Raw genomic sequence first — 24,639 nt, 5'->3', positions numbered from 1 at the left:
GCTGTTTAATTTTTTAAACATTAAGAAATTAAGATCTTAAAAGGTTTGATGCTTAAAGACCTAAAAAAAAATAATTTATTTATTTCTTCATTCCTAACAATAAACATAATGCTTAAATCCTTAATTTTAAACAAACTAATTACAACCTGAGTTCAGGTTAATCATAAAATTCCTTTGTCACATAATTACCGTTATTGATTCTTTTTAGTTCTTTTATAATATAGTACCGATGAAGAAAGCCTGTAAGAACAACGATCTTTTTGCCGGGATGCGTTTCTGCAATTTTGGAAATGTTTTTAGCCATGGTCTGGTTTCGGAGATCCCAGAATCCGGACATTAATTTAAAGCCGTCTCTGTAGCTGATCTTTTCACCGTTTGGCTTTACAACAAATCTTTTCGCAAATTCAGGTCTTGCTTCAATGATCTTTAAAAGCTCGGAATACTGTGCATTCTGTCTTTTTCCTGAGATCTGGTCGGTAGTGACATTATTAAAATTCTCCGGTGATAGTTCAGCAATCTTCATCAGGTCTTTCGTGAGATTGTTGAAATTCTCATAGATTTTCACTTCGGAAGGGGCCAGTTGTTTTGCTTTATAAAGACTGTCAATCAACTTCACCGATAAATTATCCGTAGGAACCATTCCTCTGTCTTTTCTGTACTGATTCCTGCCTTCAAAATCAAAAGCGAATCTTAATGTTTTCGGATATTTTTTCAGATAAGCATTGCTTGCTTTGATCTCGTTTTCTGTAATCTTAATACCGTTTTCGTAATCTTTCATTCCCTGACTGTCCACTTCATGAAGAATGATATCCGGTTTTACTTTATCCAGTATATCGAAGAGTATTTTAGGATGATAATTGGGCACACTGTCATGGATGTTGCCGATGACATAGATTTCAGTTTTGCTTTGTGAAAAACAGAAGCCGGTCAGAAGAAGTAAGAACGTTGTTAGGGTATGTCTCATTTTTTATAATTATAGGAAAAACCAAATATAGGTAAAAACCGATCTTAACAAACATCAATGTTTTTGAGCTTTTTCATCCGTAATTTTGTGTATCTAAAATCTAAAAATATGGAATTAGGAATAGGAATGTTTGGGGACCTGGCTTTTGATCAGGCTACCGGAAAATATAGAAATGCAGGCGTGAAGATCCGTGAAATACTGGATCAGGTTAAATTAATGGATGAGGTGGGCATTGATGTTTTTGCGATGGGTGAGCATCACCGTCCGGATTATGCAGTTTCGTCACCGGAAATGGTATTGGCTGCTGCTGCAAGTATCACCAAAAATATAAAGCTGGCAAGCGGAGTTACAGTGTTAAGTTCTTCAGAACCGGTGAAAGTATATGAAGATTTTTCAACTTTAGATCTGATCTCAGACGGAAGAGCTGAAATATTTGTCGGAAGAGGAAGTTTTATCGAATCGTTTCCGTTGTATGGATATTCACTGAATGATTATGAAGAACTTTTTGATGAAAAATTAGAATTGCTTTTAAAGATCAATTCAGAAGAAAATGTAACGTGGTCAGGGAAACTTCGTGCACCGATGCAGAACCAAACGGTTTATCCGAGAGCCAAAAACGATGGGAAACTATCGATCTGGAGAGCAGTAGGTGGAACTCCGCAATCTGTTTTAAGTGCAGCAAAATTAGGAATGCCATTGGTGGTAGCTATCATCGGTGGAATGCCGGTACAGTTTAAAAATCTGGTAGAATTTTACAAGCAGGAATATCAGAAAGCGGGACATGACATATCCAAAATGCAGATCGCAATTCATTCACATACTTTTGTAAGCAATGATCAGGCTGTAGTGGACGGATATTTCAATAACTATAAATCTCAGATGGACAGGATCGGTGCAACCAGAGGCTGGGCTCCATACACGAAAATGCAGTATGACGGCGGAAGAGCAAGAGAAGGAGCATTGTTCATCGGAAGTCCGGCAGAAGTAGCTGATAAAATTAGCTACATGAAAGAGATTTTTGGAATCACAAGATTCATTGGACATATGGACATCGGTGATCCTGCTCACGATATCATGATGAAATCTATTGAACTGTTCGGGGATGAAGTAAAACCCGCTATTCAGGATCTATAAAAAATAAACCTCTGCTGTGATTCGGCAGAGGTTTATTTTATGGTTTTCAAAGTTTATACAATTTCAATCAGGCTTCCTCTTTCCTCATCCTTCACAATATTAAGGGCCGTCGGAATCTTTTCTTTAAGCTCTTCCACATGAGAGATAATTCCTACAATTCTGTTTTCTTTCATCAGATTCGTCAGGGTTTCAAATACAATATTGACTGATTCCGTATCCTGGGTTCCAAAGCCTTCATCGATAAAAAAGAAATTCTTATCAGCTTTCGCATGGGACTGAACACTTTCCGCCAAAGCAAGAGCCAGACTCAGTGAAACCTGAAACGCCTGTCCGCCGGAAAGGGTTTTTACACTTCTGCTTCTGCCTTCATTCAGATAATCGATGATTTCAAAATCATTGCTTTCATTCAATTGAAGACTGAGCTGATTTCTTGTCATCCTGTGGAAACGGACATTCGCGTGATCACACAACTGTCTTAAGTAAATAGAGGAAACGTACTGTACAAAACCAGCTCCTTTGAACAGGTTCATCATCAGCTTTAAATTTTCAGAACGCTTTTGAAGGCCGGCAAGGTTCTTCAGCAGATCTTCTTTCTTCCGGAATTCCTTTTCCAGTCGTTCAATTTCGGACCTGATTTTTACAACAGCATCATTCATCTGTTTCAGATCATGCTGAGCTTCAGTGAACTGTTTTTCAGCCAGAGAAAACTGCTCATCATCGAAGGAAAGCCCTTTTAGCTTTAATTCCAGACCTTCAATGACCTTCTTTAAAGTTTCATAATCGATTTTAAATTTTTGAATTTCAGCTCTGGCTTCCTGTACATTGATCTCCTGGCTTAAAATATGTTCAGCTTCTTTAAAATCTGCAAAATTCTGTTCCGTTAGTGCTAAAGTGATCGCTTCCTTATTCTCTGATATCTCTTTTTCAAGTTCAATAATCTGTTTTTCAGATTGAGTGACGATTGTTTTTTGTTCTGCCAGTTTAGGAGCAAGTATTTTTTCCTGTTGTGATGCTTTCTGGTAATTCTGTTCCGTTTCCGTATTAAACTGTAATAGCTTGTGATAAGCATCTTCAACCTCTGCTACGGTTTTTTGCTCGTAGCTGTTCCAGTCCAGCGTCTTTAGATTGGAAAGGCTGATATTGATCTGTTCCTGTTTTGCAGCTTCTTCCAGTCTGAAAGTTTCCAGAGCACTTCTGTATTTTTCTAAGGTCTTAGTTTCTCTCTCAAGAGTTTCCCTTTCCAAAGCAACTTGCTGACTGTTTTCCTCAATCTTTTTTTCCAGAGCAAAAGAATCCGAGCGTTTTTTCTCAAATTCTTCCTCACGATCCGGACTGAATGATGTCCAGACGAAATGCTGAAGGTGATTCTCAATATCTTTCTGAACCTCAAGCAATGCTTTCTGCTCGTTGGCCAGCTGCTCTTCAAATATTTTTTTTCGGGCTAATATTTTTTCAATTTCAGTTTCCTGTGTCTGATTTTTTAAGATCTCCTGTTCTGCAGCATGAATATTCTCCTGGATTTCCTGCAGCTCAGTATGGACATCGTGAATTTCCACGATATGCGGATGTTCAGATGATCCACAAAGCGGGCATGCTTCACCGTTATGAAGTTCACTGGCAAAACGCGATAATTCCTTTTGGATTTTTAAGTGATCCTGTTTTTGCGAAAGCTCCTTTTTCTTTTTTTCCAACGCTTCCTTTTTACTTCTGAAATCTTCCTTAAAGTTTTCGTGGAAAGAAAAATGCTTCAGTTCCTCAGAAATTTCTGTGATCTGTTTCTGTTGGTTTTCAATCTTACTGATCTGCTCCAGCTGCGATTTTTTGAAGTTTTTCTGCTGAATAAACCAGTTTCCAACAGCTGAAAGTACAACCGAATCCAGTTTTTGTTCCTTCAGAATGTCTGCATCTTTGGAAAGGGTATCGATCTTTTTCTGAATACTGTTTCTGTTTTCTTCTACCTCCTTTACTTTTTCAGAACCTATTTTTGTTCTGTCTTTCAGTGCTTTGATTTCATTGGAAAAGGTCAGGATTTTTACGATAAGATTCAGGTCGTTTTCCTGAGCTCTGGATTGTTCCAACGCTTTAAACTGGGGCTCAAGAATGGCAAGCTGTTCTGTAATGGTTTTAAAATCCTTTTCAGTTTCCTGCAGAGTTTTAATCTGGTGCTCCTTTTCAATCTGTTTGGCTTCCATTTCTTTGGAAAGCTTATTTTTTTCAGTAATTAAAGGATTGAATATCCTGAACACTTTGTCATAAAGCTCTGTTTGTATCTCCAAAGCATCCATTCGGGGTTTGTGTTCAGATAGCTTGTTAAAGTTCTCTCTGTTCTGTTTTAAACCTTCAAAATCTGTTTTTAAATTTTTCAGCTGTTGATAGGTCGTTGAAATCTCTTCAAAGTTTTTATTGGATTCTTCGAACTTTTTCTGCTCTTCCACCAGATAGTTTTTCTGAAGCTGAATATTTTCTTCATTAATTTCTTCAAAACCTTTTAACTGCCCTTCCAGCTGATCCAGTTCGGACCTGTTTTTCCCGTACAGAGCAGAAGCATTATTCTGAAGATCATAGCGCTGAAGATTAAAAATATCCTTCATCATATTGGTTCGTTCTGCAGCACCCAATTCCAGAAACTCTTTGAACTGGCCCTGCGGAATAATGATGGTTCGTTTGAAATACGAATAGGTCAGGCCAATAATGGCTTCCGCATTGGAATGATCCAGAGGAATCCATTTGTTATCTACGTTTTCATAAAATGTAACAGAATAAGGTTTTACATCTTCGAACTTTTTTGAATTTCGTCTGAAATCCCGGGTTGCCCGGAACAGTTTATTTTCATAATTGATAAAATCAAATTCAATATAAGAACTGCTGGACTTTAAGTTCATCATATTATATGCCCTTTTATCACGCATATTCAGACGCTCTGTCTCCCCATACAGGGCAAACGAAATAGCTTCAAGTATTGATGATTTTCCGGAACCTACAGCCCCGAAAATACCAAATAACCCCGCATCGGTAAGGTTTTTAAAATCTATGGTCTGGCGCTCCTGATAGGAATATAAACCTTCGATCGTTAATTGAACAGGTATCATGGCTTAGGCATTTAAAATTTCGTTAAACAAATTCATCAGTTCTTCATTGGCTTCCTGACCGCCATTTTTAGACTTAAAATAATCTCTGAATAAAGGTTCTATATCTTGATTCAGATTAATTTCTATATTTTCCTGCTCGGTAAGTCCTTTGCTTTTAACCTTAGGAATTAGATGAACGATACCATTGTGGGATTGATGGATCATTCTCCGTTCATCAGCGGTTAAAAAGGTTTCGCTTTCCAGGGTAAGCTCAATAAATGTATAAGGGTTTTCAGTCAGCCACTGAACAGTATCTTCAACGGAAGTAAAGGTCTTTCTTACCAATTTTCTTCCACTTTTAAGAGGTTTCTTTACAAATGAGACAGGTTGGCCCGGTTCCGCCTCAATGATTGAAACATACTTGGTCTGTCCTGCTTCACTAAAACTGTAGCAGAGTGGCGAAGATGAATAAACAACCGGCTTTTCCTGAGTTCCGATATTTTGAAAGGCGTGTAAATGCCCCAATGCTGTATATTGAATCTGATCCGGAATACTATCCGAAAAGATGAGGTCTGCATTTCCGATCTTAATAGGTTTTTCACCTTCCGGTTCTTCTAAAATTTCAGCCCCTCTTTTATTCATGTACAAATGAGCGGTCAGAAGGTTGACTCCGGAAGTATCACAAAACTGATCTGCGAGTTCTTTCCAGGTTTCAGAAAGAACCTTATTGATCTCTTCTTCTTTATTCTCACCGAAATATTCTTTCAGACGGACTTCATTGGCAAAAGGAGTATGTAAAATCCGAACCGGAAAATCAATATTTATAAATGCAAGTTCTATAAAACCCTCTTTTGAATTGACAATCTTGAAATGTTCGGTCCCGAAAGGGAGAATTTCTGCTTTCGGATGACCGATTAAAATAATTCCGCATTCCCGTGCCAGAGGATCAGGGGCATTAATCATGTTCGGGGAATCGTGATTCCCGGAAATAGCGATAACAGGACGTTTACCATTTTGAGATAAACGTTTCAGGGTTTTATAAAACAGTTCAGCAGCCTCTACACCAGGCATGAAATTATCAAAGAGATCGCCGGCAACGAGAATAAGATCAACGTCTTCTTCATCAGCAATACCGATGATCTCTTCCATTGCTGAAATCTGTTCTTCCAGACGGGAAAACCGGTCCAGTCGTTTTCCCAAATGCCAATCGGCGGTGTGGAGGATTTTCATGAAAATTCTATTATTGTTTAAAGGAAATATGAAATGTAATTTTAAAGATAAGGTTTACATTGTAACTAGCAAGAAATTACATTTGGGAAAATAACCATGTTTGTAGCAAAAGACAATTGGCAGTTTCTGATCTAACGGGTTTTGAGACCGCCAGGGTTTAAAATAGTAATGATTATTAAAGCGTATTATCGGCTTCTCTTGCTTTAAAATCTTCTCGGATCTGTTTTAAACGTGCTTTTCTTTCTACTTCTGCATTTTGTATTTTACGTTTTTTCTGATCAATTTTCTTTTTATGTTTTTGACGGTTTGCCTCGTTATTTTTGCTCATATTTATTTTCGGAATGAATAGTTTTTAGGTAAAAATACACCCATCAAAAATACTAAAGATTGGGAGTTTAAACAATTTTAGTCGCTAAGTCAGATAAAATATTTTAATTTTACTGCGTTATGGAAGAAAAATCAAAAGATCCTTTGCACGGAAAAAGACTCGATGCCATTCTTGAAGAACTCGTAGAATATTATGAAGGATTCGAGAAACTTGGCGAGCAGATTAATATCAAGTGCTTTACAGATAATCCGAGCATCAACTCTTCTCTGAAATTTTTAAGAAAAACAGATTGGGCGAGAGTGAAAGTAGAAAGTCTGTATCTCTTTGTACTGAGACAGAAAAAACGAAACGAAACAAAAAACGGAAAGTAAAAAAAGATGCGGTTTTGAGATTTTTGTTTTAACAGGTTTTAAACAGTCAATCATTTCAAAAATAGTATATTTGTGCCGTTAATCGTGAAAAACATCGCGAAAAAAAAGATAAAATATGACAATTGAAACCAACCATGTTGTAGCAGTAAGCTACATACTTCACACGATCGAAGAAGATGGAAGTAAGATTCTTGTAGAAGAAACGACAGCAGAAAACCCACTTACATTTTTATACGGTGTAGGAATGATGATTCCAAAATTTGAACAAAATATCCTTGGCCTTAAAGCTGGTGATAAAGCAGCTTTCGTTATTCAGCCGGAAGAAGCTTACGGAGAACAGGATCCGAACTCTATCACGCAGTTGCCTATCGATATGTTTCAGGAATCAGGAGTACCTCCAATAGGAGCTATCTTACCTTTATCTGATGGTCAGGGAAATAATTTCCAGGCATTTGTAGTAGAGGTAACACCTGAAGCAGTAATCGCTGACCTTAACCATCCAATGGCTGGGAAAGTTTTAGATTTCCAGGTGGAAATTGTAAATACACGTCCTGCAACAGAAGAAGAATTGACGCACGGTCACGCTCATGGAATTGACGGAACTGAAGCTCACTAAACTATAAAAAATGTCCGGAAAAAATTCCGGACATTTTTTTTCTCTATTCTAAAAATTCTCCACTCACATAAAACCATCGGTTTTGAATCATTTTGAATTTTGATAATTCGTGATGGAGCTGTTTCTTTCCTTCCTCATCCGTATAAAAAGCTTTAAATTCAACTTTACTGACGGAAGGCTTATCTACAATTTCCAGTTTTGTCCACTCATTAATTTCTCCCCATTCCTGCAGATCTTCTGTGTTGTGGTATTTCCTTTTTGAAGGAAACGTTGTTTCGATCAGGTATTTTCCGTTCGGAATCGCGAATGCTGAAAAACGGGAACGCATCAAAGCTTCCGCAGTAGGCGCATGCTTTTCTCCGGTGTGGTACGGCTTGCAGCATTCCTCATAAGATTTTCCAGAACAGCAGGGACAATTCATGTTATACATTTTAAAGCACAAATTTACGTGATTTTTTATTTCATTAAAACACTAAAACTATTACTTTTTACTTGCTTCACGCAGATTTTGCAGATCACACAGATTTAAAATAACACGAAAAATTATAACGTAAACATCTGTATGATCCGCAAAATTTGCGTGAGAATAATGGTGTTCTTATTGAAAATATTCTTGTGAGTTGTCGTTAAATAAAAAAAACATCCAAAAACGAATGCTTCACAAAGAATGAATATGAAATATCCTTTGTTGAATAGGAACGGGCTTTAGCCCGTGGCATAAGAAACATCTCAAAAATCATCATATCTTTTATTCAATAGGAATGGGTTTTAACCCATTTAAAGGAAATATCCAATCATATCCCCGGCTTTAGCCAAAACGTATAAAAAAAAGAAGCACCCAATCGGATGCTTCTCTGTAAAATTTATTTTATAAAACCTCTGTTTCTCAATAAAGGTTTGATATCCGGATCATGTCCCGTAAAATCTCTGAATGCCTGGTTAAGGTCTACAGAATTTCCTACAGAAAGAATGTATTTTCTGAAACGGTCACCGTTTTCTCTGGTCAGACCGCCATTGCTTTTAATCCATTCCCATGCATCGTTGTCAAGCGTTTCAGACCATAAATAAGCATAATATCCAGCTGAGTATCCTCCGCCCCAGATGTGTGCAAAATAAGGAGTATGATATCTTGGAGGTACGGTAGCTAAAGTAAATCCATGGCTTGCCAATGACTGTTTTTCAAAGTCAAGAACAGGAATAAGTTGACTTTCAGTTGTTACAGTGTGCCAATCCATATCCAAAGCTGCTGCAGAAACAAGTTCTGTCGTCATATATCCTTGGTTGAATGTAGCTGCCTTTTTAATTTTTTCAACTAAAGTCTGAGGAATCGGCTGTTTTGTTTCGTAGTGAATCGCATAATTTTTAAGAACCACAGGATCTAAAGCCCAGTGCTCATTGATCTGCGATGGGAATTCCACAAAATCTCTCGGAACACTTGTTCCGGAAAGTGATGGATATTTCTGGCTTGCAAACATTCCGTGGATAGAGTGTCCAAATTCATGGAACATCGTAGAAACATCGTCATAGCTAATTAAAGAAGGTTTTCCTGGAGCCGGTTTCTGGTAATTATAACAGTTGACAATCACAGGTTTTGTTCCTAAAAGATAAGACTGCTCAACGAAATTACTCATCCATGCACCACCATTCTTAGAATCTCTGGTATAGAAATCAAGATAATAGATCGCGATAGATTTTCCATCGTGGTCAAAAACCTCGTATGTTACTACATCTGGGTGATAAACCGGAAGATCGGTTCTCTTTTTAAAGGTAAGTCCGTAGAACTTTTCAGCGGCATAGAAAACGCCTTTCTCCAAAACAGTAGTCACTTCAAAATAGGGTTTGATCTGGTTTTCATCAAGGTCATATTTTGCTTTTCTTACCTGCTCTGCGTAGAAATTCCAGTCCCATGGTTCTACTTTGAAACCACCTTTCTGCTGATCGATGAGGTCCTGAATATCTTTTGCTTCACGTCTTGCCGTTTCCACAGCAGGAGTCGCGATCTGGTTCATTAGATTCGTAGCTGCCTCAGGTGTTTTAGCCATCTGGTCCTGAAGTTTCCATTCAGCGAAGCTTTTCTTTCCAAGAGTCTGAGCTTTTTTAAGTCTTAACTTAGCCAGTTTTTCAATGGTTTCGCGGGTATCATTTCCGTCGCCTTTTTCAGCTCTTAGCCATGATGCTTTGAATAGCTTTTCTCTTGTAGTTCTGTTTTTCAGATTCTGAAGAAGTGGCTGTTGCGTTGTATTTTGAAGGGCAAGAAGATATTTTCCCGGTTGCCCTGCTGTTTTAGCATCAGTGGCTGCCGCTTCGATTTCATCGGCAGAAAGTCCGTCGAGTTCTTTGGCATCAGAGAAAAATACACCGCCCTGTTTTCTGGCTTCCAATAATTTATTGGCGTATTGCGTAGAAAGTGAAGCCAGTTCCTGGTTGATCTGCTTTAATTTTTCTTTATCCGCTGCAGAAAGATTAGCCCCTGCAATCTCAAAATTTTGTTTGTAAAACTGGACAAGTCTTTTTCCTTCAGAGTCTAAACCATCTTCTTTAATGGACTTGATTCTTTTATATAAATTTTCATTCAGGTACATTTTATCGGAATGCGCTGCAAAAATAGGAGCAAATTCTTCATCTAAAGCCTGAAGGGTAGGGTTGGTATTCGCGCTTGTAAGATTGGAAAATACAATAGTGGCTCTTTTTAAAACTTCGCCGCTTTTTTCAAGGGCTACAATTGTGTTTTCAAAAGTAGGAGCTTCCGGATTGTTGGCGATTTTCAGGATCTCAGCATCATGCTGTTTCAGTCCAAAATCGAAAGCAGGTTTGAAATGTTCATTTTTAATTTTATCGAATTCCGGGGCTTCGTACTGAAGCTTGCTTTTCTTCATAAAAGGGTTTGAAGATAAGGATGGATCGGTAACAGGAGTTTCCTGTTGAGTATCGGTTTTCTTCATTGTAGTACAAGATTGGTTAAGTGCCAGCGCAGAAATTAACAATACCGATGAAATATTTTTCATAAATTAGTTGTTATTAAAGTATAAAGATATTAAAAACTTAATTTATAAACGCAGTAAACATGAAATCAACAACTCTTTTTATGGTATCAGCCTTCGCGCTGATGGCCTCATGCAATGAAAATCATAATAAAAGAAGCAATGATAATGACAATAATGATAACGGGTGGGTAGACAAGGTAATCGACAAAGACAGCGGTCCGGTTAAAGAGAAAACATTTAACGGAGATTTCGACGAAATAGAAGTATCTCAGGCTATCGATGCTGAGGTGATCAAATCTGACGTAGAGAAAGTGGTGATTTCCGCACCGGATAATATCATCAATGAGATCCTAGTGGACAACGATGGCGGAAAGCTTCATATCCATTACAAAAAAGGTATCAGAGTGATGAACAGCCATAATGTAAAGGCTAATATCTACACGAAAGATTTCTCAAAACTTACGGCCAATTCCGCAGCAAGCATCAGTATAAAAGATAAATTCACACAGGAAAAAGTAAGCATTGATATATCCAGTGCAGCCAGTGTTTCTGGAGATCTTGAAGCCAATGATTTCGATATCTCAGCGGGAAGCAGCAGCAGTTATAAAGGAAAAGTATGGGCAGTGGATCTTGATATTGAAGCTTCCTCAGCAGCAAGCCTTGATATTTCAGGGAAAAGCAAAAATACCGAGATCAGTTCTTCATCAGGCAGTAGTGTTTCAGCCAAAGATCTTATTGCAGACAATGTAAAAGCTGATGCATCCAGCGGAGGAAGCCTTCAGGTAAGTGCTGTGAATTCACTGAATGCCGAAGCTTCTTCAGGAGGAAGTGTAGATGTTTCCAAAAAAGGAGAGCTTAAAAACATAACCAAGCAGGAAAGTAGTGGCGGAAGCGTCAGTATTCAATAAATCAATTGGGAGTTTCCTCGTCATTATCGTCATCTACTGACGAGGAGCCTTCCCAGTTTCTATTATCAAAATTAAGATTATCATAAGCTAATAATTCCTCCTCACGCTGGAGGATTTCTTTTGTGGTGAATGTTAAGATTTCATCATCATCCTTTGCCTTGGACAGCCTTCGGATAGATGCCTTGTCTATAGCCATAAATCTTTGTCCCAGACGTCTTGCCGCATATTTCCTCATCCCGGTCTCATGAAGAAGATCTACAGCCATATCCACGGCGGTTCCCAATGTTTCACGGTAAATGTTTTCAATACCATTGTTGAGGTAATCATAGGCATCGATTCTGTTCTTAGCCCGTACAAAAATTTTAACCGTTGGATAATGTTCACGTACGAGATCTGCAATGAATTTATTGTCATCCCGGTCATCGAGACACAAAACTAAAATTTCAGCATCTTCAATACCCGCCGCCCTTAAAGTGGGAATTCTTGTAGCATCTCCATAATACACTTTAAAACCGTGGCTTCTCAATAATTTCACCCGATCTGAGTCTCTGTCCAGAACGGTTGCTGATATTTTATTTGCCTTTAAAAGACGGCCTACCGTGCTTCCAAAGTGTCCGAAACCAACAATAATAATTTTCTTCTGGCTTACATCATTGTCCAGAATATTGAAATCGTTCTCTTCATCAGGAATCTCTTTGATAAATTTAGGCGTAATAAACCGATCGTTAATGATCAGAAGAATAGGAGTGATGCACATGGTAATTGCTGTAACGGCCATCATTTGTGCATTGAGTTCAGGGCTTAACAGATAAAGATCCGAAGCATAATTGATCAGTACAAAAGCAAATTCACCCACCTGAGAAAGAGCAAAAGCGTAAAACAAACTCTGCGGGGTATCGATTTTGAAAAACTTTCCGATGCCATACAGAACCAAAAATTTCACGGCCAATACTGCAAAAACAGTAGAGAAAATAAACAGTGGATCCTGCTGAATGATATTAAAATTAATGGTAGACCCAACGCTTACAAAGAATACCGCTAAAAGCAGTCCTTTAAAAGGATTAATCTGTGCTTCCAGCTCATGCCGGAATTCACTGTTGGCAAGCATGACACCGGCGAGGAAAGCTCCCAAAGCAGGAGAAAGACCAATTGCAGCCATAAGTTCTGAAACCCCAATCACGAGGAATAGGGAAGAAGCGGTCAACAATTCCGTCATTCCGGATTTTGAAACGTATCGTAAGAAAGGGACAAATACATACCTTCCCAAAAGAATCAAAATGGCAACTCCTAAAATTACAGTTCCGGCCTGCAGCCATTCCGGAAGTTTCTGGATGATGATCTGAATTTCGTTATCGTGATGACTGGCTTTGTAATTAGCAATAAGTGGGAGGATAGCCAGAATAGGGATCACCGCAATATCTTGAAAAAGAAGGGTAGAGAACGAAGCTTCTCCAGCCATCGTTTTAAAATTATTTTTTTCCTGAAGGGTCTGCAGTACAATTGCGGTAGAAGAAAGCGCAAAACACATCGCAATGGCAATAGCTTTGTCTATTCTCCATCCGGCACTAATGAAAACGAGAAACAGCAATGAAATAGAAAGCAACATCTGCGTCAGCCCGAGGCCCATAATTTTCTTCCGCATTTCCCAGAATTTCCGCGGTTCGAGCTCTAGTCCCACTAAAAATAGAAGCATAATCACTCCAAATTCACTGGCATGCATAATATCATTGACATCTTTTCCGGTAAGACGCAGAACATAAGGACCAATGATAATACCTCCTAAAATATACCCGATCACTGAGCTTAGTCCAAATTTTCTCGCCAGCGGAACCATAATAATGGCTACACCTAAGAAAAGTAATGTATTCATCGCTAAGCTGGATTCCATACGCTATTGATTGAGAAGTTCTGTAAATTCTTTTTTATGTAAAATAATGTCTTTTTTGCTCAGTTTATTGGCTTCGTAAACGATCTTGATATGCTTGATATCCGCCTTGAAAACCTTTAAGGATACGATCAGTCCGCTGACCAGTTCTTCCACGGTGTATTGGTATGTCCCGGTTTTAGTGAACGATCTTTCTTTTCCGCCGGTGGTGATCAGGATGTAGATTTCTTTCCCTTCAAGAGGATTGGTTTCGCCTTCTCTGAGCCAGTCTCTGTCGAAAACTTCATCGATCCATAATCTTAATAAAGGAGGCATTCCGAACCAGATCAGCGGGAATTGGAAAATAAAACGGTCATAATTTCTTAACCTTTTTCTCTCCCTGAATGCCGCGATATGAAAATCCGGATATTCTTCGTAAAGATCTCTGAGGGTAAAATGCTGGTGGCGGACATAGAAATTAAAAAGCTCTACGTTGGAATTGGAGTGCTCTAAATAGGGATGTGCAAAAACTACCAGCGTCTTCTTCATAAACCTGTTTTCAGTAAATATAACGAAAAAAAATTGGATAAAAGACGGATTTTGAGTGGTTTTGTTAATTTTTTAATATGTAAAGTTGAATTTAACATTAAGATAAGGCAAAGAAACGATGGTATTTTAGCGTATTAAATAAAAAATCGGGCTATCAGCCCGATTATATTGAATTTTGTTATTTCTGTTTACCATCCACCCGAAGCACCACCGCCACCAAAGCTTCCTCCGCCGCCAAAGCCGCCGAATCCACCTCCGCCGCCACCGGAACTTCCACCACCAAAACCTCCTCCGAAGCTGCCCGGGAATGGGAAGAATCCACCTGGATAATTTCTGCGTCCTCTTCTGGTGATAATCACGTCGTCATCATCATTATTGCCGCCGCCACGTCCTCCGCCTTTACCTCCGAAGAGAAAGGCGAGAATGATAAAAATGACAAAGGCGATCAGAATAATTTTAAAAGCACTTCCATTGCCTGAAGGTGCTGAGGTTTCCGTAGGTTTGAATTTCCCCTGAACAGCCTCCATAATGGCTGAGGTACCGCGGTTGATACCTTCGTACCATTGTCCCTGCCTGAAATTAGGCGTGACGATATAATCGAGGATCTGTCCCGCCACAGAAGCAGTAAGATACTGTTCTACAGCGCGTCCCTGCTGGATAGACATGGTTTTGTCTTCTGTCGCAATAAGGAAAACGACCCCGTTATCTACATCTTTTTTTCCAATTTTCCATTGCTGACCGAACATGGTTGCCAGAAAATTGACATCTTCCCCTTTTGTGGAACGGATGATAATCACTTCAATTTCCGTAGAAGTAGAATCTGCAAACTTGATCAGTTTATTGTTTAGCTCATCTTTTTGCTGCTGCGTCAACAGTCCTGCTTCATCAAACACAGGATACAGAACCGCAGGTTTTTGCGGAATCGTGTATTGTGCTGATACAAAAGTGTAAAAGCAGAAGAGTAAAAATGAAAATACAAGTTTAAGAGAACGTAATTTCATTAGAGAGCTGATTGGGATTTTTTCCCTGAACAGGAAAATATTTTTTTAATTCAAGACCGGTTTCCAGGATGCCACTTTTTAAAGCTTTATAATAATTTCCTTTGGCAAATTCAGCGGCAATATAGTCGTGGAGATGATCCCAATACGACTGGTGTACTTTGTCATGGATTCCGATATCGCCAATGATGGTCAGATATTTCTGTTCGAAATTCACATGAAAAAGCACAGCATTTCTGTCGGCAGTTTTATTCATACAGAGTTCTTTGAAAACTTCAAATGCGGTCTGTGCATTTTGGGCCTCGGTGTTCGAGTCAATATGGATACGGATCTCGCCTGTAGAATGTTCTTCTGCCGACTGTACCGCTTCCACAAGAGAAGTGATTTGCTGATTTGTCAGAAAACGGCTCATTATTTAAATACTTCAGGTGCTTTTTCTGCACCGGCTTCAGCCTTGAAGAATGGTTTTTCTTTAAAGTTGGTAAAGTTCGCCAGAATATTGTTCGGGAACGTTTTGATCGTTGTATTGTAATCTTTGGCAGCGTCGTTATAATAAACCGTTTCGGTTCTGATACTGTTTTCGATCGCTGTAAACTCTCTCTGGAAGTTGATATACTGCTGGTCCGCTTTTAAATTCGGATAAGATTCTACCACAGCCATTAATCTGCTTAATGCTCCGGAAAGTTCTCCCTGTGCAGCCTGGAATTTCGCCAGATCAGCTTCTGTCATATTCGAAGGATCGATTTGGATGGAAGTCGCTTTAGAACGTGCTTCAACCACTTTCGTTAATGTTTCCTGTTCAAATTTTGAATAGGATTTCACGGTTCTTTCAAGATTCGGAATAAGATTGGCCCTTTTCTGATATACTGTTTCAATATTAGACCATTTGGAATTCACGTTCTGTTCTTTCGAAACAAAATTATTATACCCGTTTTTCCCCCAGAAGAATAGTACACCTACAATGATTAGCAGAGCAATACCGATAGTTCCTGCGCTCAGGCAGCCTTTATTTTTCATAGTTTATTTTTTTTAATTTTTTGTGCTAATCAAATATACAAATTATGTGCTAATTTTGTAAAAAATTATTAGAATGACAACAATAGTGGTGGCTATGGGTGAGAAGAACGAGATCGGTTTTGAAAACAAACTGCTGTGGCATCTTCCGAAAGACCTGAAACACTTTAAAGATATGACTTCCGGACATCCTATTATCATGGGAAGAAAGACCTATGAAAGTATAGGGAAACCGTTACCAAACCGTACGAATATTGTTATTTCCAGAAAGAAAAACTGGTTTGAGGAAGGTATTCTGATCGTGGGAAGCATTAAGGAAGCCGTAAAATTTGCCAAAAAAATTGATGAAAATGTGTTCATCATCGGCGGTGGAAATATCTATGAACAGACCATGGAGATCGTGGATAAACTGGAAGTGACTTTAGTGAAAGCTGATCTTCAGGCAGATACTTTCTTTCCAAAGATCAATCCTAATGTCTGGAAAAAAACTGAAGAAGTTTTTCATGAAAAAGACGAAAAGAATGAATATGATTTCTCCTTTCAGACATATGAGCGAATCAAGACGGAATAGTTATGAAAATTCTAATTCGTAACCTCTAGCTTCTAACCTCTAAATTTTCTATCTTTGCACTCTTAAAATTGAACAATGAATAAGTACATAAAAATTGTAATTGCAGCAGTTCTTATCCTTTTAGGACTTTATATGATGATTTTCACAAGAAGTCTGGGCTGGGGGATTGTCGTATTCCTTCTTGCAGCACTGCCTATTATACTTTTCATCAAAAATGAATATATCCTTCTTGCCTTCTGGCAGCTGAGAAAACAAAATATGGAAAAAGCCTCAAAATGGTTAAACGGAATCACCAATTATAAGGCGCAGCTTCATAAATCCCAGTATGGATATTTCCACTATTTACAAGGACTGACCCAAGCTCAGGAACATCCTGCGAAAGTGGAACCGCTGATGAAAAAAGCTTTGGAATACGGTCTGAATATGAAGCACGACAGAGCAATGGCAACATTGAATCTTGCCGCAGCAGCCATTTCTAAAGGAAGAAAACAGGAAGGGCAGAAGCTTCTGGATGAGGCTAAAAGATTAGACACGGCAGGAATGATGGCGGATCAGATCAAAATGATGAAAGATCAGCTGAAAATGCCTTCCATGCAGAAACACATGCACAACCCGAATATGAGACAGAGAGGAAAATTCTTCTAAGAACACTATACGAAACGAAAAAAGCACCTGATCCAGGTGCTTTTTTTATTTTAAACTCAATGTAGTCATCACATCTCTGAATTATGATCATACCCATAAAATTTAGGCATCTGCCAGTGGTATTTCACGGCAAGTGTTCTGATGGCTACAATCAGTAAAATGGTGAAGATCTGTATAAGTGTATAAGAAAGCGGGATAAACTTCGTCATCAGAAGAAATGCAGATCCCCCGACGATACAAGCCGTTGCATAGATTTCTTTCCTGAAGATGAGTGGGATCCTGTTCAACAAGATGTCCCGGATAATTCCTCCGAAACAGCCGGTAATGGTTCCCAGTGCGATACATATCAATGGATGAATGTCCGCGTTGAGCCCTTTCTGAACTCCGATAATGGTAAATAATCCCAATCCGAAGCTGTCAAAAATAAATAAAGTTACCTTGAAATTCTTTTCAATGGATTTGAAGATCATGGCAAAAATACTTGTTCCAAGGATCAGTGCACAGGTTAAAAGATCATGCATCCAGAAAACGGGAATGTCTAGCAAGAGATCTCTTACAGTTCCTCCGCCTACAGAAGTGACGAACGCAATAATCAGTACCCCGAACGGATCCAGGCGTTTCTGCATCGCTGCAAAACTCCCGGACATCGCAAAGGAAATGGTTCCGAGTACCTCTATGGCAAAATTGAACTGTTCATGCATATTTTTATGAGTAATAGGTAATGGGCAATGAGTAATAAAAATTATGCCATTTAAACTTGGGATAATTTAAACTTATACTTAGTCATCACCTTCACAAGTTCTTCACATTCTGATTTTAAATGTATCAATTTTTCAGGACTTAGATATTCCAGTTCTTCAATGATTTCAAGCCAGAGTTGAGTCTCATCAATTTCTTCTACAACAATGCAGAGTTTAGCAAATTTTTCCTTTTCAGATCTTGCTCTTGAAACAGCTCTGTAATTTGCTGCCACTGAAGTGGAAGATCTTATGATTTGCTTTCTTATGACCGAAATATCATCTGAATATGGTAATGATGAGAGGGATTTAATCACAAGGATAGAAAAATTTTTGGTTCTTTCCCGAAAAATCTGATTGTAATCCATATTTCCCAAATTACTCATTACCTATTACTTATTTTTTTACCCTAACGGAATCAGGAACCAGCAATTCATATTCCCCATCGTGGTTGATGATCTCCCGTACAATGCTGCTGCTGATGAAAGATTTTCCGGATGAGGTTAACAGGAATACGGTTTCCAGTTTTTTGTGGGCCAGTGTTCTGTTGGTGTGGGCGATTGCTTTTTCAAATTCAAAGTCGGCAGGATTTCTTAAGCCTCTGAGAATGTATTGTGCATCCTTTTCAAAGCAATAGTCTACCGTTAATCCTTCAAAAAAGTCAACTTCCACATTGGGAAATTCGGAGACGGAATTCTGGATAAATTCCATTCTTTTTTCCAGGGGAAACATATATTTTTTTTGGGAATTCTGCCCGATCGCAATAATCAGTTTGTCAAAAAGCGGAGCCGCTCTTTCAATAATATCATAATGTCCCAGGGTGATAGGATCAAATGATCCGGGGAAAACAGCAATTTTCATGTTTTACGTGTTATGATGAGTTATGGGGTGTGAGTTAAGTGGTGAGTTTCGTGATACGGGTTTCGGGTTGTTGCCTGTATCCTCTTTTCAAATTTCCATCCACTAACATCTAACCTCTGATTTCTAACTTCTATTATTTATTCAATGCTTTTTCTACTTCATTTCCACACAAATCTGTGACAGAGATTCCATAATGTCTTGCCTGTTGTGGTAAGATGCTGGCTGGGGAGAATCCCGGATTGGTATTCATTTCAAGCATATAAGGAATGCCGTCCATAAGGATGAATTCACTTCTTGAAAAACCGCTCATACCAAGGGAATTGTAAGCTCTTTTTGAAATTTCTTCCACTCTGATTCTGGTAGCATCATCAATTCTTGCAGGGGTAATTTCCTCTGAAGCACCTTCATATTTAGCTTCGTAGTCAAAGAATTCATTGGTAGGTACAATTTCAGTGATTCCCAAAACAATGGTTTCACCCTTGAAATCTATAACACCTACAGAAACTTCCATCCCATCAAGGAAACTTTCTATCAGGATTTCATTATCTTCTTTGAAAGCGATTTCTGTGGCCGCAATTAATTCTGATTTCTCTTTTACTTTTGAAATTCCCAGAGAGGATCCGGATTGATTGGGTTTAACGAAAACCGGAAGCCCAAGACTTTCAACGATTTCATCCGTATTGATCTCTTCTCCTTTTCTTAAATAAATGCTTTTAGCGGAAGGAATTCCATATTTAGACAAAACTGCCAAAGTATCTTTTTTATTGAAGGTCAAAGCGCTTTGGTAGAAATCACAGCCGGTATATTTCTGCCCGATGGCATCCCAATAGGCCTGAAGAATTCCGTTTTCACCCGGAGTTCCGTGGATAATGTTGAAACACGCATCGAATTTCAGTTTTTCGTTATTGTCTAATATCACTGAAAAATCTCCTCGGTTGATTTCATATTTTTTATCATTTTCCCCTAAAAAATACCATTCATCTTTTAGAATGACTACTTTATAGACGTCATATAGATTTCTGTCCAGAGAATCATAGATCAACTGACCGCTTTTTAAGGAAACCACATATTCGTCTGAATAGCCTCCCATGACAACGGCAACACTTTTTTTGCTCATAACCATTATAGTATCAATTAAGGCAAATTTAATCATTTTATGTAATGCAATAAGGGAAATTCAGAAATTTTAAAATTCAAAATGAATTGTGTTAAATAAAAGGACATTTAAAATTATTAGCTATATTTGCCGTTATAATTAAAGTATTTTTAAGTATGCTTAAATCACTTTTCAATTGGAAAGTTTTACTGAATTTAGTAGTCGCCATCGGTGTTTTTGTGGGGTTGGTGTGGCTTACTTTCCGCTGGTTGGAATATCATACCAAGCACGGTCAGGAAATTCCTGTGCCTAATGTTATTAATAAATCGGTATACGATGCCGTAAAAATATTAGAGGATACAGGCCTTGAATATGAAGTAGACAGTGCAGAGTATAACCCTAAATATAAGCCTTTTCAGGTTTTAAAGATGCACCCATTATCCAGTTCCCGCGTAAAGCCGGGATCTCTGGTAAGAATTGTTGTTAACCCAAGAACCTGGGCTCCAATTACCGTTCCGGATGTGATCAATAAATATTCAGGACTTGCTTTCCAGAGATTGGATCAGGTAGGTCTGAAGATTGGTGATACCATCTACGAACCGAGTATTCAGAAAGATGCTCTTTTAAGAGTAATATATAAAGGTAATGCTGTAAATCCGGGATCACGTCTTCCGAGATTCTCCGTAATCGATGTTGTAGTGGGATCCGGACCTATGAGAAACATTTCTATTCCTAGCGTAGTAGGGCTTTCTGTAAAAGAAGCCAGAGCCGTTATTTTGAAAAGCATGTTTGAGATAGGACTCGTAGAGCATGAAGATGGAAGCAAGGATGAATCTGATATTATCTATTATCAGGATCCGGCTTCAGGAGATGTACGAGATCAGGGAATGCAGATCGACCTTTGGGCCAGTAAGAAAACACCTGCTGAGCTTAGGGCTAAAGTTGATCAGCTGAATGCTATTTATCGTCTGAAAGTAGACACTTCATTGCCTCCGGTGCATTATGACGAAGTTCCAAACCATTCGGAGCCAAATTATGATCCGCCTACAGCAGTCCCAGTACCTAGAAAAGAAGTTCCTAAAATTGAACCTGCAAAAACTGAACCTGCCAGAACCAGTGCAGCGACAGGAGCTAAACCTGCGGGAACCACAGCTGAAAAACCTAAATCCACTGCAGCAAGCAGCCAGGGTTCAGGAAATAAGCCGGCTACCACCGGAACCACTCAGCAACCGGCTCAGAAGCCAAAGGCTAAAAAAGTAGTCGTGGAATAACAACGATTTATTATATAAAATATAGGCTTCAACTGCAAAATGTTGGGGCCTTTTGCGTAAAAAAGATAAAACAATGGCAGAAGATAACGAAGATTTTTTAGATGAAGAATTATTAGAATCCGACAGTCTCGAGAATATCGATATTGATGAGGAAAATAAAGGATTGTACGAGCATGTAAATATCACAGTTGATAAAAAACAAGAGCCGTTAAGGATTGATAAATTCTTATTAATATACAGACAAAACTCTTCACGGAATAAAATTTCACAGACCTGCAGAGCCGGAAACGTTATTGTAAACGGAGCTCCGGTAAAACAGAACTACCGTGTGAAGCCCGGCGATCAGGTTTCTGTACTGCTCACCCATCCGCCGAGGGAAAATGTGATCATCCCTCAGGATATCCCTGTGAATATCATCTACGAAGATGATGATTTGGTTGTGGTGGATAAAGAACCGGGAATGGTAGTACATCCGGGTCATGGAAACTGGGATAAGACTTTAGTGAATGCGCTGGCTTTCCATTTTGAAAAGAGTGGAAAAAAATCAGATCTGGACAGAGTAGGACTTGTTCACAGAATTGATAAAGACACTTCCGGACTTCTGGTGATTGCAAAAAATGAATATGCACTGAGCTTTTTGGCGAAACAGTTTTTTAACAGAACGACAAAAAGATTATACTGGGCTTTTGTCTGGGGAAATCCTAAGGAAGATGAAGGAACGATTAAGGGCCATATCGGCAGGCATCCTAAAAACAGAATGCAGATGTCCGTTTATGAAGACGGAAGCCACGGGAAGCATGCGGTGACGCATTACAAGGTGTTGGAGCGATTCAAGTATATGACTTGGGTAGAATGCAAGCTTGAAACAGGAAGAACGCATCAGATTCGTGCTCATTTCAAACATATTGGTCATACTTTGTTTAATGACGAAAGATATGAAGGTCATACGCCTCTCAGAGGAGTGAATCTACCTAAGTATAAGCAGTTTATAAAAAATGTTTTTGAAATTCTTCCGAGACATGCACTCCATGCCCATACTTTAGGGTTTATACACCCAACCACGAAAAAGGAATTATATTTTGAGAGCCCAATGCCCAAAGATATGGCGGATGCTGTAAAAAAATGGAGAAATTATTTAGAAAACTAAAAATATATTGAGAATTTTTTTATATTTGTTGAATTGAAATCAAGATTTGTTATGAGAAAACTATATGCTATCGTATGTTTAGCTCTTTTGTCAAATGCATACAAAGCACAGGAATCACTACCATACTATCAGCAATATCTTTTGGATGGTGATTTTCTGTTCAACCCAGCTCAGTACGGAAAGACCGATTACGTGCAGCTCAATGCTAATTACCACAAACAATTTGACAAGTTTAGCGATTCTCCAAATACGCAGTCTATAGGAATCAACGGGAACATCTTCGACAGAGTGGGAGCAGGGCTCTCTATTTTCAGAGACAGCAATGGACCTATTTCTGCAGGCGGTATTACAGCGGGAGCTTCATACTTTATTCCACTAAGCAGTGAAGGAGAAAGAAAAGACCAATTCTCTTTCGGTACTAGTGTTTCATTTTATAATATGAACTTCGACTATACTTCAGTGAATGTTGAAGATGGTTACGATCCATTGTTGATCGGGAAAGAAGGGAATATTTTTATGGCTTATGCCAACTTTGGTGCAGCAGCAACGTATAGAAACATCTTTGCAGGAATCTCTGTAAATGATATCGCGTTAAGCAATGACAAGGCAATCGTAAACGGAATCGAGCCTTCACCAATTAAATTCTTCTTAAACTTAGGATATGACTGGCATTTTGCTGACAATATCTACGTAACGCCATCAGCGTTGATCAACCTGAATACAAATTCAACAAGAATGATTGACTACAACTTAATGGCGACTTTCTTTAACGACATCAATTCATTCTCTGCCGGTGTAAGCTACAGAACGGTACAGAACAGATTTGACAGCCAGCAGTTACAGGTGGCACCGATTGTTAAAGTAAGAATTAATAAATTAATGATTGGAGCAACTTACAACATCGGAATGTCTGATATCCAGACTTATGGTGGAAACAGCTTTATGTTGAGCTTAGGTTATAACTTCGATAACTTTATTAATCATAGAGGATATAGATATTAATCTGATTTAATTTAAATAAATTTGAGCTCTGAAATTTTCAGAGCTTTTTTTTATGATATACATTCACATCCCGTTTTGCAGACAGAAATGCAGCTACTGTAATTTTCACTTTTCCACATCTTTGAACTTTAAAGATGAAATGATCAGTGCCATGAAGACCGAAATCCGGCTCAGAAAAGACGAACTGCAGAATAAAAACTTAAAGTCATTGTACTTTGGAGGCGGAACACCGTCTATTCTTTCAGCAGATGAGATCAATTCAATGATCGATGAAGTATTAAAATATTTCAGTTTTGACAGCGATATTGAAGTTACTTTGGAGGCTAATCCCGATGATCTGGATAAAAATTTCCTTCAACAGCTTGCAAAATCTCCGGTTAACAGGCTTTCTATCGGTACCCAAAGTTTCTTTGATGAAGATTTGAGACTAATGAACCGCGCCCATAATGCTTCCGAAGCAGAAGGTTCCATCAAAAGAGCACAGGATTTCGGGTTTGAAAACCTAAGTATCGATTTGATTTATGGCTCACCAACCTCCAATCTGGAGATCTGGAAAGAGAATTTAAACAAAACCATAGCCCTTGAAGTTCCTCATATTTCATCTTATGCACTGACTGTTGAACCGAAAACCGCTTTGGAAAACTGGATCGCGAAAGGAAAAATTGCCAGTCCGAGAGAAGAAGAACAGAATAGAGAGTTCTATTATCTGTCGGATTTCTTAAAAGACAACGGATTTGAGCATTATGAAGTCTCTAATTTTGCGAAACCCGGCTTCCATTCAAGACATAATTCTTCCTATTGGAAGTACAAAGAGTATCTTGGAATTGGTCCATCCGCGCATTCTTACAACGGATTTGATGTCAGAAGCTGGAATGTGGCCAACAATCAGCAGTATATTAAAAAGCTTGATGGTAAAATTCTTGCCAAAGAAGAGGAAATCCTGTCCCAAAACGACCAATTTAATGAAATGATCATGATCGGGCTGAGAACAATCTGGGGTGTAGATATTGAAAGCCTGAACAGCAAATTTAGCGAACAGACCCTCGATCATTTCCGCCATGAAATAAAATCAAAATTAGAAGAAGGTATTCTGGTGATTGAAAATAATCATCTTAAAATCCCCGAAAAACACTGGTTTATGGCAGATGGAATCGCTTCTGATCTGTTTATGGTTTAAGTACATATTGAATACTTTTTAAAACAATAAATATTAGCGATGTCATGCTGAGCGAAGTCGAAGCATAGTATCTAAGTACAATAAATAGTCCCGTACAAATAAAG

Annotated in this window: 25 protein-coding genes; 10 read left to right on the top strand and 15 right to left on the bottom strand. The window is 38.6% G+C overall.

All coding sequences use genetic code 11. From position 1 onward, the window contains the following. Positions 1-157 precede the first annotated feature (157 nt). Complete coding sequence (locus N0B48_RS06085) at positions 158-964, bottom strand: hypothetical protein (RefSeq protein ID WP_259837483.1); 807 nt, start codon at positions 962-964, stop codon at positions 158-160. A gap of 108 nt (positions 965-1,072) precedes the next feature. Between N0B48_RS06085 and N0B48_RS06080 the strand changes: the two genes are divergently transcribed. Beyond that, on the top strand, positions 1,073-2,098 hold the full coding sequence (locus N0B48_RS06080; protein WP_259837482.1) for an LLM class flavin-dependent oxidoreductase: 1,026 nt from the start codon (positions 1,073-1,075) through the stop codon (positions 2,096-2,098). 53 nt (positions 2,099-2,151) lie between these two features. On the opposite strand, the gene N0B48_RS06075 is transcribed toward N0B48_RS06080, so the two are convergent. The 3 genes from N0B48_RS06075 to N0B48_RS06065 form a co-directional block, all read right to left on the bottom strand. Next, positions 2,152-5,187: an AAA family ATPase gene (locus N0B48_RS06075; protein WP_259837480.1), complete on the bottom strand. Its 3,036-nt coding sequence runs from the start codon at positions 5,185-5,187 to the stop codon at positions 2,152-2,154. Positions 5,188-5,190: 3 nt separating this feature from the next. Further along, positions 5,191-6,396: a metallophosphoesterase family protein gene (locus N0B48_RS06070; RefSeq protein ID WP_259837478.1), complete on the bottom strand. Its 1,206-nt coding sequence runs from the start codon at positions 6,394-6,396 to the stop codon at positions 5,191-5,193. Positions 6,397-6,571: 175 nt separating this feature from the next. Next, positions 6,572-6,724, bottom strand: a complete 153-nt coding sequence (locus tag N0B48_RS06065) for a hypothetical protein (protein ID WP_175548922.1) — start codon at positions 6,722-6,724, stop codon at positions 6,572-6,574. A 119-nt stretch (positions 6,725-6,843) separates the two neighbouring features. On the opposite strand from N0B48_RS06065, the gene N0B48_RS06060 reads away from it, so the two are divergent. Then, the gene (locus tag N0B48_RS06060; RefSeq protein WP_259837475.1) at positions 6,844-7,095 is read left to right on the top strand and encodes a VF530 family protein; all 252 of its coding nucleotides are present in this window, start codon (positions 6,844-6,846) and stop codon (positions 7,093-7,095) included. Positions 7,096-7,210: 115 nt separating this feature from the next. Continuing rightward, positions 7,211-7,711 (top strand): FKBP-type peptidyl-prolyl cis-trans isomerase, encoded by a 501-nt coding sequence (locus N0B48_RS06055; RefSeq protein WP_259837474.1) that lies wholly within the window; start codon positions 7,211-7,213, stop codon positions 7,709-7,711. Between the two features lie 43 nt (positions 7,712-7,754). On the opposite strand, the gene N0B48_RS06050 is transcribed toward N0B48_RS06055, so the two are convergent. Together N0B48_RS06050 and N0B48_RS06045 are read right to left on the bottom strand one after the other, a co-directional pair. After that, positions 7,755-8,132: a YchJ family protein gene (locus tag N0B48_RS06050; protein WP_259837473.1), complete on the bottom strand. Its 378-nt coding sequence runs from the start codon at positions 8,130-8,132 to the stop codon at positions 7,755-7,757. Positions 8,133-8,574: 442 nt separating this feature from the next. Further along, positions 8,575-10,716 (bottom strand): M3 family metallopeptidase, encoded by a 2,142-nt coding sequence (locus N0B48_RS06045; RefSeq protein WP_259837472.1) that lies wholly within the window; start codon positions 10,714-10,716, stop codon positions 8,575-8,577. Between the two features lie 59 nt (positions 10,717-10,775). On the opposite strand from N0B48_RS06045, the gene N0B48_RS06040 reads away from it, so the two are divergent. After that, a complete protein-coding gene (locus N0B48_RS06040) occupies positions 10,776-11,603 on the top strand; it encodes a head GIN domain-containing protein (RefSeq protein ID WP_259837471.1) in 828 nt (275 codons plus the stop codon). A gap of 1 nt (position 11,604) precedes the next feature. Here the strand turns inward: N0B48_RS06040 and N0B48_RS06035 are convergent, their stop codons facing one another. The 5 genes from N0B48_RS06035 to N0B48_RS06015 form a co-directional block, all read right to left on the bottom strand. Then, a complete protein-coding gene (locus tag N0B48_RS06035) occupies positions 11,605-13,491 on the bottom strand; it encodes a monovalent cation:proton antiporter-2 (CPA2) family protein (protein WP_259837470.1) in 1,887 nt (628 codons plus the stop codon). Positions 13,492-13,494: 3 nt separating this feature from the next. Continuing rightward, positions 13,495-14,016, bottom strand: coding sequence for an NAD(P)H-dependent oxidoreductase (locus N0B48_RS06030; RefSeq protein ID WP_034729916.1), 522 nt, complete (start codon positions 14,014-14,016; stop codon positions 13,495-13,497). A 188-nt stretch (positions 14,017-14,204) separates the two neighbouring features. After that, entirely contained in the window at positions 14,205-15,017 is an 813-nt protein-coding gene (locus N0B48_RS06025) for a TPM domain-containing protein (protein WP_259837469.1), read from the bottom strand. Beyond that, a complete protein-coding gene (locus N0B48_RS06020) occupies positions 14,998-15,426 on the bottom strand; it encodes a TPM domain-containing protein (RefSeq protein ID WP_259837467.1) in 429 nt (142 codons plus the stop codon). The genes N0B48_RS06025 and N0B48_RS06020 overlap by 20 nt, the downstream gene beginning before the upstream one ends. Then, entirely contained in the window at positions 15,426-16,031 is a 606-nt protein-coding gene (locus N0B48_RS06015) for a LemA family protein (protein WP_034729922.1), read from the bottom strand. Before N0B48_RS06015 ends, N0B48_RS06020 begins: the two co-directional genes overlap by 1 nt. Positions 16,032-16,104: 73 nt before the next feature. On the opposite strand from N0B48_RS06015, the gene N0B48_RS06010 reads away from it, so the two are divergent. Then, positions 16,105-16,599, top strand: coding sequence for a dihydrofolate reductase (locus N0B48_RS06010; protein WP_259837465.1), 495 nt, complete (start codon positions 16,105-16,107; stop codon positions 16,597-16,599). Between the two features lie 75 nt (positions 16,600-16,674). After that, positions 16,675-17,244 (top strand): hypothetical protein, encoded by a 570-nt coding sequence (locus N0B48_RS06005; RefSeq protein WP_047454661.1) that lies wholly within the window; start codon positions 16,675-16,677, stop codon positions 17,242-17,244. Positions 17,245-17,312: 68 nt separating this feature from the next. Here N0B48_RS06005 and N0B48_RS06000 read toward each other — a convergent pair whose 3' ends face one another. The 4 genes from N0B48_RS06000 to N0B48_RS05985 all read right to left on the bottom strand — a co-directional run bounded on the left by N0B48_RS06000 (position 17,313) and on the right by N0B48_RS05985 (position 19,959). Further along, entirely contained in the window at positions 17,313-17,945 is a 633-nt protein-coding gene (locus N0B48_RS06000) for a trimeric intracellular cation channel family protein (protein WP_034729928.1), read from the bottom strand. Between the two features lie 50 nt (positions 17,946-17,995). Beyond that, positions 17,996-18,349 (bottom strand): four helix bundle protein, encoded by a 354-nt coding sequence (locus N0B48_RS05995; protein WP_259837462.1) that lies wholly within the window; start codon positions 18,347-18,349, stop codon positions 17,996-17,998. A 28-nt stretch (positions 18,350-18,377) separates the two neighbouring features. Then, positions 18,378-18,842, bottom strand: a complete 465-nt coding sequence (coaD, locus tag N0B48_RS05990) for a pantetheine-phosphate adenylyltransferase (protein WP_223606769.1) — start codon at positions 18,840-18,842, stop codon at positions 18,378-18,380. A 133-nt stretch (positions 18,843-18,975) separates the two neighbouring features. Further along, on the bottom strand, positions 18,976-19,959 hold the full coding sequence (locus N0B48_RS05985) for a D-alanine--D-alanine ligase (RefSeq protein WP_259837461.1): 984 nt from the start codon (positions 19,957-19,959) through the stop codon (positions 18,976-18,978). Between the two features lie 155 nt (positions 19,960-20,114). On the opposite strand from N0B48_RS05985, the gene N0B48_RS05980 reads away from it, so the two are divergent. The 4 genes from N0B48_RS05980 (at position 20,115) to hemW (ending at position 24,535) form a co-directional block, all read left to right on the top strand. Next, entirely contained in the window at positions 20,115-21,209 is a 1,095-nt protein-coding gene (locus N0B48_RS05980; RefSeq protein WP_259837460.1) for a PASTA domain-containing protein, read from the top strand. 73 nt (positions 21,210-21,282) lie between these two features. Beyond that, positions 21,283-22,356 (top strand): RluA family pseudouridine synthase, encoded by a 1,074-nt coding sequence (locus N0B48_RS05975; RefSeq protein WP_259837459.1) that lies wholly within the window; start codon positions 21,283-21,285, stop codon positions 22,354-22,356. A gap of 51 nt (positions 22,357-22,407) precedes the next feature. Beyond that, on the top strand, positions 22,408-23,358 hold the full coding sequence (locus tag N0B48_RS05970) for a PorP/SprF family type IX secretion system membrane protein (RefSeq protein ID WP_259837458.1): 951 nt from the start codon (positions 22,408-22,410) through the stop codon (positions 23,356-23,358). Positions 23,359-23,410: 52 nt separating this feature from the next. After that, complete coding sequence (gene hemW, locus N0B48_RS05965) at positions 23,411-24,535, top strand: radical SAM family heme chaperone HemW (protein WP_259837456.1); 1,125 nt, start codon at positions 23,411-23,413, stop codon at positions 24,533-24,535. Positions 24,536-24,639: the final 104 nt, after the last annotated feature.

This window comes from Chryseobacterium herbae (genome assembly GCF_025154075.1).
In the GTDB taxonomy this organism is placed as follows: domain Bacteria; phylum Bacteroidota; class Bacteroidia; order Flavobacteriales; family Weeksellaceae; genus Chryseobacterium; species Chryseobacterium herbae.
This window is presented reverse-complemented; position numbering and strand designations above follow the sequence as displayed.

Coding starts and splice junctions, on each gene's coding strand:
- N0B48_RS06085 (WP_259837483.1), bottom strand. CDS start 964: ATGAGACATACCCTAACAACGTTCTTACTTCTTCTGACCGGCTTCTGT.
- N0B48_RS06080 (WP_259837482.1), top strand. CDS start 1,073: ATGGAATTAGGAATAGGAATGTTTGGGGACCTGGCTTTTGATCAGGCT.
- N0B48_RS06075 (WP_259837480.1), bottom strand. CDS start 5,187: ATGATACCTGTTCAATTAACGATCGAAGGTTTATATTCCTATCAGGAG.
- N0B48_RS06070 (WP_259837478.1), bottom strand. CDS start 6,396: ATGAAAATCCTCCACACCGCCGATTGGCATTTGGGAAAACGACTGGAC.
- N0B48_RS06065 (WP_175548922.1), bottom strand. CDS start 6,724: ATGAGCAAAAATAACGAGGCAAACCGTCAAAAACATAAAAAGAAAATT.
- N0B48_RS06060 (WP_259837475.1), top strand. CDS start 6,844: ATGGAAGAAAAATCAAAAGATCCTTTGCACGGAAAAAGACTCGATGCC.
- N0B48_RS06055 (WP_259837474.1), top strand. CDS start 7,211: ATGACAATTGAAACCAACCATGTTGTAGCAGTAAGCTACATACTTCAC.
- N0B48_RS06050 (WP_259837473.1), bottom strand. CDS start 8,132: ATGAATTGTCCCTGCTGTTCTGGAAAATCTTATGAGGAATGCTGCAAG.
- N0B48_RS06045 (WP_259837472.1), bottom strand. CDS start 10,716: ATGAAAAATATTTCATCGGTATTGTTAATTTCTGCGCTGGCACTTAAC.
- N0B48_RS06040 (WP_259837471.1), top strand. CDS start 10,776: ATGAAATCAACAACTCTTTTTATGGTATCAGCCTTCGCGCTGATGGCC.
- N0B48_RS06035 (WP_259837470.1), bottom strand. CDS start 13,491: ATGGAATCCAGCTTAGCGATGAATACATTACTTTTCTTAGGTGTAGCC.
- N0B48_RS06030 (WP_034729916.1), bottom strand. CDS start 14,016: ATGAAGAAGACGCTGGTAGTTTTTGCACATCCCTATTTAGAGCACTCC.
- N0B48_RS06025 (WP_259837469.1), bottom strand. CDS start 15,017: ATGAAATTACGTTCTCTTAAACTTGTATTTTCATTTTTACTCTTCTGC.
- N0B48_RS06020 (WP_259837467.1), bottom strand. CDS start 15,426: ATGAGCCGTTTTCTGACAAATCAGCAAATCACTTCTCTTGTGGAAGCG.
- N0B48_RS06015 (WP_034729922.1), bottom strand. CDS start 16,031: ATGAAAAATAAAGGCTGCCTGAGCGCAGGAACTATCGGTATTGCTCTG.
- N0B48_RS06010 (WP_259837465.1), top strand. CDS start 16,105: ATGACAACAATAGTGGTGGCTATGGGTGAGAAGAACGAGATCGGTTTT.
- N0B48_RS06005 (WP_047454661.1), top strand. CDS start 16,675: ATGAATAAGTACATAAAAATTGTAATTGCAGCAGTTCTTATCCTTTTA.
- N0B48_RS06000 (WP_034729928.1), bottom strand. CDS start 17,945: ATGCATGAACAGTTCAATTTTGCCATAGAGGTACTCGGAACCATTTCC.
- N0B48_RS05995 (WP_259837462.1), bottom strand. CDS start 18,349: ATGGATTACAATCAGATTTTTCGGGAAAGAACCAAAAATTTTTCTATC.
- coaD (WP_223606769.1), bottom strand. CDS start 18,842: ATGAAAATTGCTGTTTTCCCCGGATCATTTGATCCTATCACCCTGGGA.
- N0B48_RS05985 (WP_259837461.1), bottom strand. CDS start 19,959: ATGAGCAAAAAAAGTGTTGCCGTTGTCATGGGAGGCTATTCAGACGAA.
- N0B48_RS05980 (WP_259837460.1), top strand. CDS start 20,115: ATGCTTAAATCACTTTTCAATTGGAAAGTTTTACTGAATTTAGTAGTC.
- N0B48_RS05975 (WP_259837459.1), top strand. CDS start 21,283: ATGGCAGAAGATAACGAAGATTTTTTAGATGAAGAATTATTAGAATCC.
- N0B48_RS05970 (WP_259837458.1), top strand. CDS start 22,408: ATGAGAAAACTATATGCTATCGTATGTTTAGCTCTTTTGTCAAATGCA.
- hemW (WP_259837456.1), top strand. CDS start 23,411: ATGATATACATTCACATCCCGTTTTGCAGACAGAAATGCAGCTACTGT.